This is a genomic window from Buchnera aphidicola (Aphis craccivora) (assembly GCF_005082145.1).
In the GTDB taxonomy this organism is placed as follows: Bacteria; Pseudomonadota; Gammaproteobacteria; order Enterobacterales; family Enterobacteriaceae; genus Buchnera; species Buchnera aphidicola_U.
In genome coordinates this window covers 560,359-574,972 of sequence record NZ_CP034897.1, presented here as the reverse complement: position 1 = coordinate 574,972, position 14,614 = coordinate 560,359, and the positions used below count along the sequence as shown (strand labels likewise).

Annotated in this window: 14 protein-coding genes and 1 tRNA gene; 10 read left to right on the top strand and 5 right to left on the bottom strand. The window is 23.7% G+C overall.

The window, feature by feature from the left end:
- The first annotated feature begins 419 nt into the window (after positions 1 to 419).
- Complete coding sequence (locus tag D9V60_RS02780) at positions 420 to 929, top strand: single-stranded DNA-binding protein (protein WP_158360812.1); 510 nt, start codon at positions 420 to 422, stop codon at positions 927 to 929.
- A 58-nt stretch (positions 930 to 987) separates the two neighbouring features.
- On the opposite strand, the gene bioH is transcribed toward D9V60_RS02780, so the two are convergent.
- The gene (gene bioH / locus D9V60_RS02775) at positions 988 to 1,764 is read right to left on the bottom strand and encodes a pimeloyl-ACP methyl ester esterase BioH (RefSeq protein ID WP_158360811.1); all 777 of its coding nucleotides are present in this window, start codon (positions 1,762 to 1,764) and stop codon (positions 988 to 990) included.
- A gap of 135 nt (positions 1,765 to 1,899) precedes the next feature.
- On the opposite strand from bioH, the gene D9V60_RS02770 reads away from it, so the two are divergent.
- Positions 1,900 to 2,475 carry an NfuA family Fe-S biogenesis protein gene (locus D9V60_RS02770; RefSeq protein WP_158360810.1) on the top strand — a complete coding sequence of 192 codons (576 nt, stop codon included), beginning with the start codon at positions 1,900 to 1,902 and terminating at the stop codon, positions 2,473 to 2,475.
- A gap of 47 nt (positions 2,476 to 2,522) precedes the next feature.
- Here the strand turns inward: D9V60_RS02770 and ansA are convergent, their stop codons facing one another.
- Positions 2,523 to 3,536 carry an asparaginase gene (gene ansA, locus D9V60_RS02765; RefSeq protein WP_158360809.1) on the bottom strand — a complete coding sequence of 338 codons (1,014 nt, stop codon included), beginning with the start codon at positions 3,534 to 3,536 and terminating at the stop codon, positions 2,523 to 2,525.
- Positions 3,537 to 3,743: 207 nt separating this feature from the next.
- Between ansA and D9V60_RS02760 the strand changes: the two genes are divergently transcribed.
- Genes D9V60_RS02760 through deoD form a run of 3 tightly spaced genes read left to right on the top strand, consistent with a single transcriptional unit; the run spans position 3,744 to position 7,338 of the window.
- The gene (locus tag D9V60_RS02760; RefSeq protein WP_158360808.1) at positions 3,744 to 5,330 is read left to right on the top strand and encodes a peptide chain release factor 3; all 1,587 of its coding nucleotides are present in this window, start codon (positions 3,744 to 3,746) and stop codon (positions 5,328 to 5,330) included.
- Between the two features lie 35 nt (positions 5,331 to 5,365).
- Positions 5,366 to 6,598: a phosphopentomutase gene (locus tag D9V60_RS02755; RefSeq protein WP_158360807.1), complete on the top strand. Its 1,233-nt coding sequence runs from the start codon at positions 5,366 to 5,368 to the stop codon at positions 6,596 to 6,598.
- Positions 6,599 to 6,630: 32 nt separating this feature from the next.
- Positions 6,631 to 7,338 carry a purine-nucleoside phosphorylase gene (deoD, locus tag D9V60_RS02750; RefSeq protein ID WP_158360806.1) on the top strand — a complete coding sequence of 236 codons (708 nt, stop codon included), beginning with the start codon at positions 6,631 to 6,633 and terminating at the stop codon, positions 7,336 to 7,338.
- A gap of 14 nt (positions 7,339 to 7,352) precedes the next feature.
- On the opposite strand, the gene D9V60_RS02745 is transcribed toward deoD, so the two are convergent.
- Positions 7,353 to 7,437, bottom strand: a tRNA-Ser gene (locus D9V60_RS02745).
- Positions 7,438 to 7,879: 442 nt separating this feature from the next.
- On the opposite strand from D9V60_RS02745, the gene aroK reads away from it, so the two are divergent.
- The 4 genes from aroK to trpS all read left to right on the top strand — a co-directional run bounded on the left by aroK (position 7,880) and on the right by trpS (position 11,488).
- On the top strand, positions 7,880 to 8,401 hold the full coding sequence (aroK, locus tag D9V60_RS02740; RefSeq protein ID WP_158360805.1) for a shikimate kinase AroK: 522 nt from the start codon (positions 7,880 to 7,882) through the stop codon (positions 8,399 to 8,401).
- A 42-nt stretch (positions 8,402 to 8,443) separates the two neighbouring features.
- Complete coding sequence (aroB, locus tag D9V60_RS02735) at positions 8,444 to 9,526, top strand: 3-dehydroquinate synthase (RefSeq protein ID WP_180818835.1); 1,083 nt, start codon at positions 8,444 to 8,446, stop codon at positions 9,524 to 9,526.
- Between the two features lie 239 nt (positions 9,527 to 9,765).
- A complete protein-coding gene (gene rpe / locus D9V60_RS02730) occupies positions 9,766 to 10,452 on the top strand; it encodes a ribulose-phosphate 3-epimerase (RefSeq protein WP_158360803.1) in 687 nt (228 codons plus the stop codon).
- Between the two features lie 28 nt (positions 10,453 to 10,480).
- Positions 10,481 to 11,488, top strand: a complete 1,008-nt coding sequence (trpS, locus tag D9V60_RS02725; protein WP_158360802.1) for a tryptophan--tRNA ligase — start codon at positions 10,481 to 10,483, stop codon at positions 11,486 to 11,488.
- A gap of 105 nt (positions 11,489 to 11,593) precedes the next feature.
- Here trpS and tsgA read toward each other — a convergent pair whose 3' ends face one another.
- The gene (tsgA, locus tag D9V60_RS02720; RefSeq protein WP_158360801.1) at positions 11,594 to 12,763 is read right to left on the bottom strand and encodes an MFS transporter TsgA; all 1,170 of its coding nucleotides are present in this window, start codon (positions 12,761 to 12,763) and stop codon (positions 11,594 to 11,596) included.
- A 337-nt stretch (positions 12,764 to 13,100) separates the two neighbouring features.
- Between tsgA and D9V60_RS02715 the strand changes: the two genes are divergently transcribed.
- Complete coding sequence (locus D9V60_RS02715; protein WP_158360800.1) at positions 13,101 to 14,315, top strand: aspartate aminotransferase family protein; 1,215 nt, start codon at positions 13,101 to 13,103, stop codon at positions 14,313 to 14,315.
- Positions 14,316 to 14,354: 39 nt separating this feature from the next.
- Here the strand turns inward: D9V60_RS02715 and D9V60_RS02710 are convergent, their stop codons facing one another.
- The gene (locus D9V60_RS02710) at positions 14,355 to 14,543 is read right to left on the bottom strand and encodes a hypothetical protein (protein WP_158360799.1); all 189 of its coding nucleotides are present in this window, start codon (positions 14,541 to 14,543) and stop codon (positions 14,355 to 14,357) included.
- Between the last annotated feature and the right edge of the window lie 71 nt (positions 14,544 to 14,614).

Genomic DNA, 14,614 nt, shown 5'->3' with positions numbered 1-14,614 from the left:
AGGAATATTTTTTAAAATATTAATAGTATTAAAATTTATTTTTAAATGAATTTTTAAACAGATAGAAATTTACTAATATAAAAATTTTTATATTACAAAGTAATATAAATTAATTTTAAAAATTTCTATAATTTTTTATTTATATAATTTTATCATATTTTATATTTTTATAAATATTTAGATTTTTAAAACTATATGATAGTTTTATTTTTAAAAAATAATTTAATAAAAACAAAGAAATAATTTTACTTTATATAAAGTAATAAGTTAAAAATTTTAGTAAAGTATTTTTTATATATTTTATTACTAAATATTTATTGATTAATAATAAATTAAATATTTATTACTTACTTTAAATAATTAAAAATTCTATTTAAAAATATATTTATATTAATTAATTTAAAAATGGAGTTTTTATTATGGCAAGTCGAGGTGTCAATAAAGTAATTTTAATTGGTCATTTAGGTCAAGATCCAGAAGTACGATATATGCCAAATGGTAATGCAGTAGTAAATATGACGCTTGCAACTTCAGAAAATTGGAAAGATAAAAATACAGGTGAAACTAAAGAGAAAACAGAATGGCATAGAGTAGTTTTATTTGGAAAGTTAGCTGAAATAGCTGGAGAATATTTACGAAAAGGTTCTCAGGTATATATTGAAGGTTCGCTTCAAACAAGAAAGTGGCAAGACCAAAATGGTTTAGAACGATATACAACAGAAGTTATAGTAAATATTGGTGGTACAATGCAAATGCTTGGAAACCGAAATTCTAATTCTAATCATCTTTCTATTAATGAAAATAATAGTATTTTAAAAACAAAAAAAACAGAAACTATTGATACATCTAAGAATATAGAAAAATATAAATTAAAAAAGGAACAAATGGATTCTTCAGAAATAGATTTTGATGATGAAATTCCATTTTAAGTTAATTGAAAAATATTTTTAGCCCCATTTTTTTGGGGGCTATATTTTTGAGTATTCTTTAAATTTTTTTAAAAAAATACTCTAGCAAGATAGAACAGAATTCTTCTTTATGTGAAATAAAAGGTACATGTCCTGTTTTTTCTATAATGATAGAATTACTATTAGGACATAGCGAATCAACTAAATTAGAAACTTTTTTAGGTACTAAACTATCTAAAGATCCATATATACGTAAAAATGGAACTTTAATCATAGATATTTTAGATCTTAAATCTACTGACAATAGTATATCTAATCCTTTTTTTAACGTTTTTTGATTAGGTATGTTATTTTTCTGGAATAATATTTTTTTTAATATTTTTAAATCTTTAAAACATTTTTTTTGGGTTAATGTTTGTAAAGACAAAAAGCTGTTGATTGTTTCGTAATAGTTATTTACTAAATTATTATACATATAATGTACATTTTTTTTTTCTATTCCTGGCCAGTTTTTTTGCTTTATAAAATAAGGTGAAGAAGCTACATGAATTAATCCTAAAATTTTTTTAGGGTATAATAGAGCAAAATTAGTTGCAATTAACCCTCCAAGTGACCATCCTAAATAAATAGAATTTCTAGGCATATAAAAATTTAATATTTCAATTATTTGTTGAATATCAATGAAATTGAGTGCTTTATTTTTTCCTATTCCTGGGAAATCAATTACATGTAATTTAAAATAAATACTAAGTTTTTGAACTATAAAAAACCATATTTCACAACTAACACCCCATCCATTTAATATAACAATATTAATATCTCCAGTTCCTTTAGTTTGCCAAGTAAATTTTTTCATTTTTATGTTTTAATAATTTAAGTATTTTTAATAATATAAAATTACAATTTGCTTGTATTTAGGTTAATTAATTAGTAAAATTATTATAATTAAAATTAACAATTAAAATCAATTAAAACTATTTTAAAAATCATTATGATCAAAATTTCCAATCAAGCTCAAAATTATTTTATTTCACTTTTGTCTAAAGAACCTAAAGGCACTCAAATCCGTGTTTTTATCATTAACCCAGGCATGCAAAATGCAGAATGTAAAGTAGCGTATTGTTCTTTAGATGAAATAGAAGAATCTGATATTAAATTAGAATATAATAATTTTTATGTTTATGTTAACAAATCTATTATTCATTTTTTAAAAAATTCTGAAATTGATTTAATAGTAGATAAGTTAAACTCACAGCTTACATTTAAAGCTCCTTATGCAAAAAAAAATATTTCAAACCAGCAACTTTCTTTAAAAGAACAAATAAAAAATTTTTTAAATATAGAAATTAATCCACAGTTATTATTACACGGTGGAAAAATAAATTTAATTAATATTTCTGAAAATAACACAGTATTCATAGAGTTTAGCGGAGGATGTAATGGATGTTCAATGATAGGAGTTACTTTAAAAGAAATGGTTGAAAGAAAAATATTATCTTCTTTCCCTGAAATAAAAAAAGTAATCGATCAAACTCAACATTTACATGGGCATCATTCTTTCTATTGAGAGAAGTATTTTAAATTATTGAAATATTTTCTAAAATTATAAAAATGTTAATAATGTGTTAATTCACCCCGTAAATTATTTTGCATTTGTATACGAATTTTTTCTATTGAAATATCCTGGCTTAATAAAAAATGTAATTTAGTTAAAGCTGCTTCAATTGTCAAATCATAACCACTAATAACTCCAACTTTTTTAAGCGAATTACCTGTTGCATATCCATTCATATTAACATTTCCAGATGTGCATTGTGTTAGATTTATTATGATAATATTTTTTTTAGAAGCAATATATAATTCTTTTAAAAAATCTTTATTTTGAGGTGCATTTCCGATTCCATATGTACATAAGATTAAAGCTTTTACTGGATGCAATAAAAAATTTTTTAAAATTTTACTAGAAATTCCTGGATATATAGTAATAATGCTAATAGGTTGAGGTTTAATTTTATACACCTTTAAATGTTTATATTTTTTTAAAGACTTATTTTTATATAAATAACGAATATTTATTCCTACTTCTAATAAAGGAGCTATATTAGGAGAAGAAAATGCATTAAAACCATCAGCATTAGATTTAGTAGTTCTATTACCTCTATACAGTTTTCGATTAAAAAATACAGTTACTTCATTAATAGGATAATTTGCTATCATGAATAATGCATTTAATAAATTCTGTGTTCCGTCTGACCGGATTTCTGCTATAGGAATTTGAGAACCAGTTATAATAATAGGTTTTTCTAGATTCTCTAAAATAAAAGATAATGCTGAAGCTGTATATGCCATAGTATCTGTTCCATGAAGAACAACAAATCCGTCGTATTTATAATAATTTTTTTTAATATCATCTGCGATTTTTTGCCATTCTATTGGGCTCATATTAGAAGAATCAATTAATGGGTTATATTCTTTGATAAAAAAATTTGGAATTTCTGGACTATGAAATTCTGGCATTTTAATTAATTGTTTTTGAAAGTAACCAGTTATAGGAATATATCCATTGTTTGATTTTTGCATTCCAATAGTTCCACCTGTATATGCAATATATATATTTTTTTTTTTCATTAAAGTAACTCTGTTCTTAATTTATAATTTAATGATAAATATTTTATTATTACATATAATTTAATTTATACCCATTTATTTATTTTAAAAATATTTTACATATAAAAATATAATTATGTAAATAAATATGTTTTAAGTAAATTATCTCGAATAAAATTTTTACATTAAATTTTTATAAAAACAAATTATTTTTTTAATAGAGTCTATATGTGTAATTTAAATTATGAATCAGAAATAAAAAAAAGACGAACTTTTGCGATTATTTCGCATCCTGATGCTGGAAAAACGACTGTTACAGAAAAAATGTTACTTTTAGGGAAAATACTTCGTACTTCTGGCACAGTAAAAGCAAGAGGAAGTGGGAAATATGCTAAATCAGATTGGATGAAAATTGAAAAAGACCGGGGAATTTCTATTACAACATCTGTTATTCAATTTAAATATAAAAATATTTTAATTAACTTATTAGATACTCCAGGTCACCAAGATTTTTCAGAAGATACATATCGAATTCTTACTGCTGTAGATTGCTGTTTATTAATTATTGATGCAGCAAAGGGAATAGAAGAAAGAACAAAAAAATTAATGGATGTAAGTCGTTTACATAATACTCCTATTATTACATTTGTGAATAAGCTAGATCGTGATAGTCTTGAGCCAATAGAAATTTTAGATCAGATTGAGAAAGAGTTAAAATTATCTTGTATACCTATTACATGGCCTATTAGTTGCGGTAGAAATTTTAAAGGTGTTTTTCATCTAGATGAAAAATTAATTTATTTTTATAATAAATTTAATGAACCTAATATTTTTAAAGTTAATTATAATTGTTTAAATGAAAATTTATTAAAAAACTATATTAGTTCAGATTTAAATTTTCAAGTTTATGAAGAATTAAAATTGATTAGTAATGTATATTTAAAATTTAATAAAAAAGATTTTTTAAAAAGTATTATTACACCTATTTTTTTTGGTAGTGCATTAAGTAATTTTGGTATTGATCATATATTAGAAAGTTTAATAAAATGGGCGCCTTTTCCTATTTATCGAAATACTAATAAAAGAAAAATACAACCTAATGAAAAATATTTTACAGGTTTTGTATTTAAAATTCAGGCTAATATGGATTTAAAACATCGTGATCGTATAGCCTTTATTAGAATTGTATCTGGAAAATATACAAAAGGTATTAAATTGAGACATGTAAGAACAAAGAAAAACATTATTATTTCTGATGCATTTTATTTTATAGCCGGAGATAGATTTTCTATAGAAAAAGCATATCCTGGAGATATAATTGGTATACATAATCATGGAACAATAAAAATTGGAGATTCTTTTACAGAAGGTGAAGAAATAAATTTTATTGGAATTCCTAGTTTTGCTCCAGAAATATTTCGACGAATTTTTTTAAAAAATCCATTACAACAAAAGCAATTAAAAAAAGGATTAATGCAATTATCAGAAGAAGGTGCAATACAAGTTTTTTATCCTATCAATAATAATCATTTAATTTTAGGAGCTATTGGTATATTGCAATTTGATATAGTAATTCAACGTTTAAAAATTGAATATAAAATAGATGCAATATACGAAAAAGTGAATATTCAATTTGCTCGATGGATTACATCAAATAATAAAAAGAGTATCGATATATTTTCAAATAAAAATAAATCTTATTTAGCATTAGATAATTTTAATAATTTAACGTATTTAGCACCTAATAAAGCAAACTTGAATATCATGATATCTCGATATATTGATATTAATTTTAAAAAAGTAAGAGAGCAGTAATATAAATATTTTTTATTTATTTTTAGGTATTCAAAATGAAACGTGTTTTTTTAATGATTTTAGATTCTTTTGGAATTGGATCAAGTATTGATTCTAATAAATTTAATGATTATGGTGCTGATACATTTGGGCATATAGTAGAAAAATGCTTTTTGGGAAAAGCGAATAAAGGAAGAAAAGGTTTTTTAAAGATCCCTAATTTAGAAAAGTTAGGTATTATGCAAGCATATAAAGCTTCAACAGGAAAATATCCTTTAGGTTTTCATAAAAAATTAAATAACACTGAAATTATTGCTAGTTATGGTTTTGCTAGTGAAATTTCTTCAGGAAAAGACACTACTTCTGGGCATTGGGAAATAGCTGGAGTTCCAGTATTAGACGATTGGTATTATTTTAAAGAAGTTAATAATACATTTCCCAATGTTTTAATAAATGACATTATAAAAAATTTTAAATTACCTGGTATTCTTGGTAACTGTCATGCATCTGGTACAGAAATAATTACTAAATTAGGCGAAAAACATTTAGAGACAGGAAAGCCAATTTTATATACTTCATCTGATTCTGTTTTTCAAGTAGCATGTCATGAGCATACATTTGGATTATCTAATCTTTATAAATTATGTCATGTCATTCGCATGTTACTTAATAAAAATAAATATAAAATAGCACGAGTTATTGCTCGTCCTTTTATTGGAACTAATAATTTAAATTTTCAAAGAACAGGAAATAGAGTAGATTTATCAATAAAACCGCCTTCTATTACTGTTATGGAAAAGTTAATTAATGAAAAACAAGGTGAAGTAATTGCAATAGGAAAAGTTTCAGATATTTATGCAGGTGTTGGTATTACTAAAAGCATAAAATCTTCTGGATTAGAAGAATTGTGTAATACAACTATAAATGAAATGAAATTAGCAAAGAACAATACTATTGTATTTACTAATTTTGTAGATTTTGATTCTGTTTGGGGACATCGTCGTGATGTTTCTGGATACGCTAAAGGTTTAGAATTTTTTGATAATCAGTTATTAAATATGATTAATTTAGTTAAAGAAAAAGACTTGCTTATTATTACTGCAGATCATGGATGTGATCCTACCTGGGTAGGTACAGATCACACTAGAGAGAATATTCCAATATTAATATATTCTCCTGCTAAAAAGATAAATTTTTTAGGTCATCGAAAAACTTTTTCTGATATAGGACAAACAATTGCTAAATATTTTTCATTATCAAAAATGCAATATGGTCAACATATGTTTTAAAAATATTTACTTTAAAAACAAGGAAAAAATAAGTGTCTACTTTCCATATCAATAGTAAAAAAAATGATTTTTCAGATGTCATTTTAATGCCTGGTGATCCTGTAAGGGCAAAATATATTGCTGAAAATTATTTAAATGATTTTAAGCAAATTAATAAAACACGATTAATGCTGGCTTATACAGGATATTATAAAAACAAAAAAGTTTCAGTGATGAGTCATGGTATAGGTATACCCTCTGCAGCTCTTTATGTTAGAGAATTAATAACAGAATATAATGTAAAAAAAATTATTCGAATAGGAACTTGTGGTGCTGTGCGTGATGATATAAACTTACGTGATATTGTTATTGGGTTAGGTGCTTCGACAGATTCGAAATTTAATAGAATACGATTTCATAATCATGATTATGCTGCTATTGCGGATTTTAATATAATTTATAATGTTTTTTTAGCTGCAAAAAAAATGCATTTTAAAGTTTTTATTGGTAATTTTTTTACTACTGATTCTTTTTATACTAATCAAGATATGTTAGGTATTTTAAAAAAGTATAATATTGTTGGTATAGATATGGAGACAGCAGGAATATATTCTGTTGCATCTGAATTTAAAGCACAAGCTTTATCTATTTGTACAGTTTCTGATCATATTTTAAAGAAAGAGTCTGTTTCATCCAAAGATAGAGAATCTAGTTTTAATGATATGATTATTTTATCTTTAGAGGCTGCTTTATTAATCTAGATTTTTATTTTTTTTGGTGAGAAAGGGATTCGAACCCTTGATACGTTTCCATATACACGCTTTCCAGGCGTGTTCCTTAAGCCTCTCGGACATCTCACCTTTATTAAAAAATAAAAAACAATGTAAAATATTTCTTATATTTAATCTGAAAAAGTAGATAACGTCAAGTTTTTAGTTTATAAAATATTTAAAAAATATTTATAATAAAATTATAAAGAAATATAGAAAAAATAATCTTGACTCTGCTAGAATATGTTTTAGTTCTAAATTATTTTCAAATATTTTTTTAAAAATAATTAATTGACTATAAGGAATCAAATAATTTATGCAATGTTTACAAAAACTATAAATATTTATAATATTATTTTTTTAAATACTCTAGGTACGTTAATTTAGAATATTTATTAAATATTTTTGCTAATTAAAAATTTAAAAGTAATATAATTTAAATTTAATTATTCTATTTTTAGCGTTTTATGTCTTGCTAGCATTAATATATGCAGCAAAGGTAATTTTAACGAATTATTTTAGTAATAAAAATATGGCAGAAAAACGAAATATCTTTTTAATTGGACCTATGGGTGCTGGTAAAAGTACCATTGGTCGTCAATTGTCTCAACAACTTAATATGGAATTTTTTGATTCAGATCAGGAAATTGAAAAGCGCACTGGAGCTACGATAAGTTGGGTATTTGATGTTGAAGGTGAAAATGGTTTTCGACAAAGAGAAGTCAAAGTTATTAATGAGATCACACAAAAACAAGGAATCATTCTTGCTACCGGTGGAGGATCAGTACAATTTAAAGAGAATAGAAATATATTATCAGCTCGAGGTATTGTTATATATTTAGAAACAACAATTGAAAAACAGTTATCACGTACAAAAAGAGATAAAAAACGACCATTATTACAAACAGGTGTATCAAATAAAGTTATATTAGAAAATTTAGCTCTTGTGAGAAACCCATTATACGAGGAAATAGCTGATTTTAAAATTCACACTGATACTCAAAGTGCTAAATCTGTTGCATATAATATAATTCGTTTATTAGAAAAAATATAGTATTAATAACTATTTATAACACATTATTAGAGCGTGATAATTATGGAACAGTTAAAAGTTATTTTAGGTGAACGTAGTTATCCAATTAATATTGGATCGGGTATTATTGAAAAAGATAATATTTTTGCCCCTTTAAAATCTGGAAATCAAGCTATGTTAGTAACAAATAAAACATTAGCTAATCTTTTAAAAGATAAAGTATTTTTTCAATTAAGAAAATCAGGGATAAAAGTAGATCAAGTAATTATTTCAGATGGTGAACAATTTAAAACGTTAAATGAAGTAGAAATGGTCATTTCTGCTTTACTCGAAAAAAAACATTCTCGTGATACTACGTTAATCGCTTTAGGTGGAGGAGTAATAGGTGATTTAGCTGGATTTTCAGCATCTATTTATCAAAGAGGAGTTCGTTTTATTCAAATTCCAACTACTCTTTTATCTCAAGTCGATGCTTCTGTAGGAGGTAAGACAGGAGTAAATCATTTGTTAGGAAAAAATATGGTTGGTTCTTTTTGGCAACCATCTTCGGTTATTGTGGATATTGATTTTTTAAAAACATTACCTCATAACGAATTAATTTCAGGAATATCTGAAATTATTAAGTATGCCATTGTTTTTGATGAAAATTTTTTTAATTGGTTAGAAAATAATATTGAAAAAATATTATTGTTAGATCATGAATCTATGTGTTTTTGCATTAAAAAATGCTGTGAATTAAAATCAAAAATTATTTCTCTTGATGAACGAGAAAAAAATTTTAGAGCGTTATTAAACTTTGGTCATACATATGGTCATGCTATCGAAGCGCATGCTGGATATGGTAGTTGGTTGCATGGTGAAGCGATATCAGTGGGTATGGTTATGGCTTCTCGTACATCAGAGTTACTTGGGTATTTAAAAAAAGTAGATTATAACAGAATACTTTCTTTATTAAAAAAAGTTGGATTACCTATAAAAGGACCTAAAAATATGTCTGCGGTTGCATATTTACCGTATATGATGCGTGATAAAAAAGTAATTTCGGGAGAAATGAGATTAGTACTTCCTATTTCTATAGGAAAAGCCAAAGTTTTTACCGGAATAGATAAAAATATTATTTTAACTGCAATTAAAGATTCTCAATAAACTTTTTTATATTATAGAATATTTTTAAATTTAGATTTTATTTTAACAACCAAAAAATTTTTAGTTTTTGATACTAAAATAATTTTTGTATTATTTATGAAATAGTTTTTTATTTACGTTAATTTTTTAATGTTATAAAAATAAAAAGCACATAAAAGTCTATAATACTATTTATAAAATATATTTTATTTTTTTATTATTAATCATCTATGTAAGTCATGTAAACTGAGACAGTTAATATGAAAAATTTTTTATTAGCCCCATCGATTTTATCTGCTGATTTTGCACGTTTAGGGAAAGATGCAAAAAAAGTTATTGATGCAGGTGGTGATTGGATTCATTTTGATGTAATGGATAATCATTATGTTCCTAATTTAACAATGGGTCCTATGATTTTAAAATCGCTTCGAAATTATAATATTACTACGCCTATTGATGTTCATTTAATGACAAAACCTGTAGATAATTTAATTCCTCAATTTGCTAAAGCAGGAGCTAATTTTATTACATTTCATCCGGAAGCAACTAATCATATTGATCGAACTTTAAATTTAATAAAAGAGCACGGATGTAAAGCTGGTTTAGCATTTAATCCATCTACTTCACTTAATTATTTAGATTATATAATAGATAAATTAGATTTAATTTTATTAATGTCGGTAAATCCAGGTTTTGGAAATCAAACATTTCTACCATCTACGTTTAATAAATTAAGTGAAGTACGTAAACGAATTGATTTAAATTCACTAGATATTTTTTTAGAAGTAGATGGAGGAGTTAAATTAGAAAATATTTCTGAAATAGCTTTTTCTGGAGCGAATGTATTTGTAATTGGTTCTGGAATTTTTGATTACCCTGACTATCATAGGATTATTGCAAAAATTCGTCAAGAATTAAAATATTCTCATGTTAAGTCTATTCATTAATAGTATTTTTATTTAGGATATTTAATTCATGCTTATTAATTCTCAACCAATATTGTTTAGCGCTATACAGCCTTCTGGAAAATTAACTATTGGAAATTATATTGGAACAATGCGTCATTGGTCAAATATGCAAAATAAATATGAATGTTTATATTGCATTGCAGACTTGCACGCTTTAACTACAATAAATAAAAAAAAAAAAATAAAAAATGAAATATTAGATACTTTAGCTTTATATTTAGCTTGTGGTGTTGATCCTAATAAAAGTATTATTTTTGTTCAATCACAGGTTTATCAGCATAGTCAATTAAATTGGATTTTGAGTTGTTTTAGTAAATTTAGCGAATTATCTAGAATGATTCAATTTAAAGTAAAAAGAAAACAAAATTCTGCTGAAAATAGCAATATTGGTTTATTTAATTATCCTATTTTAATGGCTTCAGATATTTTGTTATATCAAACAAATTTTGTTCCAGTAGGAAAAGATCAAAAACAACATTTAGAATTAACCTGTAGTATAGCTAATCGATTTAACCTTTTATATGGAAATGTTTTTACTATACCTAAACCTGTTATTAGTCAAAATGGTTCTAAAATTATGTCTCTATTGGATCCTACAAAAAAAATGTCTAAATCTGATATTAATAAAAATAATGTTATTTTTTTATTAGAAGATGTTTCTTCTATTTTTTCTAAAATCAAAAATTCTATTACAGATTCAGATAATCCCCCAAAAATATATTATAATACTAATAAGAAATTAGGTATTTCAAATTTATTAGAAATTCTTTCTGCTGTAACTAATAAAAAAATTAATATTTTAGAAAAAGAATTAAATGGAGTTTTATATAGTGAATTTAAAAATATTGTTTCAGATAGCATATCTAAATTTTTAATTAAGTTGCAAAAGTCTTATATGATTTATCGTAATGATGAATGTTTTTTAAAAAAAATTATTCAAAATGGAGCAATTAAAGCTCGTTTAAAATCTCAAGAAACTTTAAAAAAAGTATATTCTGCTATAGGAATAGATTGATTTTTTTAATTTATTAGATAAATAAACCAGAAATAAATATATTCTAGTTTATTTATTATATAAAACATTATTTGTATAATAATTATTTTATCTATAAAATATTTTTTATTCTTTAAAATATATTTTATTTGTGCTATTTATTACGATTATCAAAGATAAACAAAATACTATACTATATAAGATATTTGAACATATTAAAGTTGCATATATTCCTTTTTTTTCAACAATAGGACTAGTAATAATAAATGTTAGTAAAGTTCCAATAGTTCCAAAAAATAAAATTATATTTATTAATTTTGCTGATGGTTTTTTTGTCTGTAATGAAGCTAATGTAATAATTATAGTATAAATAGCGCTAGAAAAAAATCCTAAACTAATAATAATATATTGCATTATTAAATAATTCGAACTATGTATATATACATACATAAGTATTGCGGAAATACCAGATAAAAAAACAAATATATGTTTTAAATTAAAAAATTTTATTATAAAACTAAAAAACCACATACCAATCATATATGCCATCCAAAAATTACTTACTAAATCCCCTGTTTTTTTTATATTAATGTTCATTATTTCTGTTGCATATTGAGGTACCCAAGAAATAAAACTTAACTGACCTAGAATATATAATAATGCAGACATTGATAACAAAACTATATTAAAATTCCATTTTTTAATTTTTTCTGTATGAATTATTTTTTCTTTTGATTCTGGAAATTTCAAATTAACTGATAAAATAAAAATTATAAAATAAATAATTCCTATACATACATATATCCAATACCATAAAAATTTATTTTCTAGTAAATATGCTGTGATAATAGGGAATATCATTCCAGACATACTAAAAAAAGAATCAGTTAATAAAAGCTGTGATCCTCTTTTTGAGCCAGAATACAACGTTGTAATAATAAAAGTACCAATTGACATAGTGATACCGCTTACTAATCCCAGTATGAAAATATTAATAGAAAATAATAATATATTTTTAGAAAATATTATTCCTAAAATTGCAATTATTGAAAATATAAATCCATATATTAATTGTTTTTTTAATGAAACAATATTAATCAACCAAGAATTAAGTAAAATTGATATTAATATACCTGCATTTAAACAAGTAAAAATATTGCTCATTTGAGATATAGATAAATCAAAATAAGAAGCAATATTTCCCATTATCATTCCTGTAACGACTATTAATGCACCTGTGAAAGCGTATGAAAAAAAACTAATCCATGTAAGTCCTATTTGATTAAAGTTTTTCACTTTTTTCACCTGTTTTTATAAATTTTAAAAATTTTAAAGTATTAAAAACTATTTTATATTTTTAATATATTATTTGTTGAAATTATAATTTTATTAAGATCTTAAAAATCTAAAATATTTTTTTAAATTACATATAAAGAAGTTATTTACTTCTGATTTTATTATTAAAATAAGTTTAAATTTAATAAAATATAATGTATATTTTAATTTTGTTGATTTAAACTTTTTACTTAATAAATTTTTTATTTTTTCTTTAAATTCTTAAATATTTTTAAAAATATATTTTTTATTTTTTAAAAGTTTATTAGTTTAGTAAATATATATTTTAGGAAATTTAATGATATTAAAAAAAACATCAGTTACAAGAAATAGTTTTAATAATTTAATTTTGCCTTTTTATAATCCCTCTTTTTTTATTCCCGTAAAAGGAAAAGGTAGTCGTCTCTGGGATCAAGAAGGAAAAGAATACATTGATTTTTCTGGTGGTATTGCAGTTACATCATTAGGTCATTGTCATCCTATATTAAATGAAGTTTTAAATTATCAAAGTAAAAAAATATGGCATACTAGTAATATTTTCACAAATGAACCGGCTTTAAGATTAGCTAAAAAACTAGTTTTATCAAGTTTTGCATCTTATGTTTTTTTTGCTAATTCAGGTGCTGAAGCAAATGAAGCAGCGTTTAAATTAGCACGTTATTATTCGACTAAGAAATATCATTTAAAAAAAAATCAAATTATTTCTTTTTATAATTCATTTCATGGTAGAACATTATTTACAGTTTCTGTTGGTGGACAGTCAAAATACTCGGATTGTTTTGGACCTAAGCCTTTAGGGATTCAGCATGCTGAATTTAATAAAATTGAAACTGTAAAAAAGATAATCAATAAAAATACTTGCGCAATAGTTTTAGAATTAATTCAAGGTGAAGGCGGAATTATTCCCGCTTCAAAATCTTTTGTTAAAGAACTTCGGTTATTATGCGATACATATAATGTATTATTAATTTTTGATGAAATACAAACAGGTATAGGTAGAACTGGTAAATTATTTGCATATGAACATTATGGAATAAAACCTGATATTTTAACTATTGCTAAATCTTTAGGAGGTGGCTTTCCAATTAGTGCAATGTTAACGACAAGTGAAATTCAATCTTTTATTAAACCTGGAATTCATGGCACAACATATGGAGGAAATCCTCTTGCTTGTGCAGTTGCTGAAGCAACAATCGATATTATTAATACAAAGGATGTTTTATCTGGTGTTAAAAAGAAATTACATAGAATTATATTTGAGTTAAATATTATTAATAAACGTTTTAAATTATTTACAGAAATAAGAGGAATTGGTTTACTCATTGGTATTGTATTAGAAAAAAATTTTGTTGGAAAAATATATGATATTTTGAACGCTGCATTTATAGAAGGTGTAATTTTATTAGTCGCAGGCAATAATGTAATTAGAATGGCACCTTCATTAATTATTAAAGAATCTGATATTATTGAAGGTATGAGTCGTTTTTGTTGTGCTTTAGAAAAAATTATATAATTTTTTTTTAAAAAATAAGCATAAAAAATGAAATTGCAATTAATAGTGTGGAGGTCGATTTATTCCCGATAATCGATTAATATATAAATTTATATAATTTAATTTTTTTGATAAATATTTTATATTTTCTTGAATATTTTTTATTTCTATTTGATGCAGTAAAATTTTATTTTTCAGTGCTTTAATATATTTTTTTTGAAGATAAAATTTTTTGTTATTTTTTTTCATTTTTATTTTTATTTTTTTAATTTTTTATTATTTTCTATTTAATATTATATAAAATAATTTTATTTTAAGAA

Coding starts and splice junctions, on each gene's coding strand:
- D9V60_RS02780 (WP_158360812.1), top strand. CDS start 420: ATGGCAAGTCGAGGTGTCAATAAAGTAATTTTAATTGGTCATTTAGGT.
- bioH (WP_158360811.1), bottom strand. CDS start 1,764: ATGAAAAAATTTACTTGGCAAACTAAAGGAACTGGAGATATTAATATT.
- D9V60_RS02770 (WP_158360810.1), top strand. CDS start 1,900: ATGATCAAAATTTCCAATCAAGCTCAAAATTATTTTATTTCACTTTTG.
- ansA (WP_158360809.1), bottom strand. CDS start 3,536: ATGAAAAAAAAAAATATATATATTGCATATACAGGTGGAACTATTGGA.
- D9V60_RS02760 (WP_158360808.1), top strand. CDS start 3,744: ATGTGTAATTTAAATTATGAATCAGAAATAAAAAAAAGACGAACTTTT.
- D9V60_RS02755 (WP_158360807.1), top strand. CDS start 5,366: ATGAAACGTGTTTTTTTAATGATTTTAGATTCTTTTGGAATTGGATCA.
- aroK (WP_158360805.1), top strand. CDS start 7,880: ATGGCAGAAAAACGAAATATCTTTTTAATTGGACCTATGGGTGCTGGT.
- aroB (WP_180818835.1), top strand. CDS start 8,444: ATGGAACAGTTAAAAGTTATTTTAGGTGAACGTAGTTATCCAATTAAT.
- rpe (WP_158360803.1), top strand. CDS start 9,766: ATGAAAAATTTTTTATTAGCCCCATCGATTTTATCTGCTGATTTTGCA.
- trpS (WP_158360802.1), top strand. CDS start 10,481: ATGCTTATTAATTCTCAACCAATATTGTTTAGCGCTATACAGCCTTCT.
- D9V60_RS02715 (WP_158360800.1), top strand. CDS start 13,101: ATGATATTAAAAAAAACATCAGTTACAAGAAATAGTTTTAATAATTTA.
- D9V60_RS02710 (WP_158360799.1), bottom strand. CDS start 14,543: ATGAAAAAAAATAACAAAAAATTTTATCTTCAAAAAAAATATATTAAA.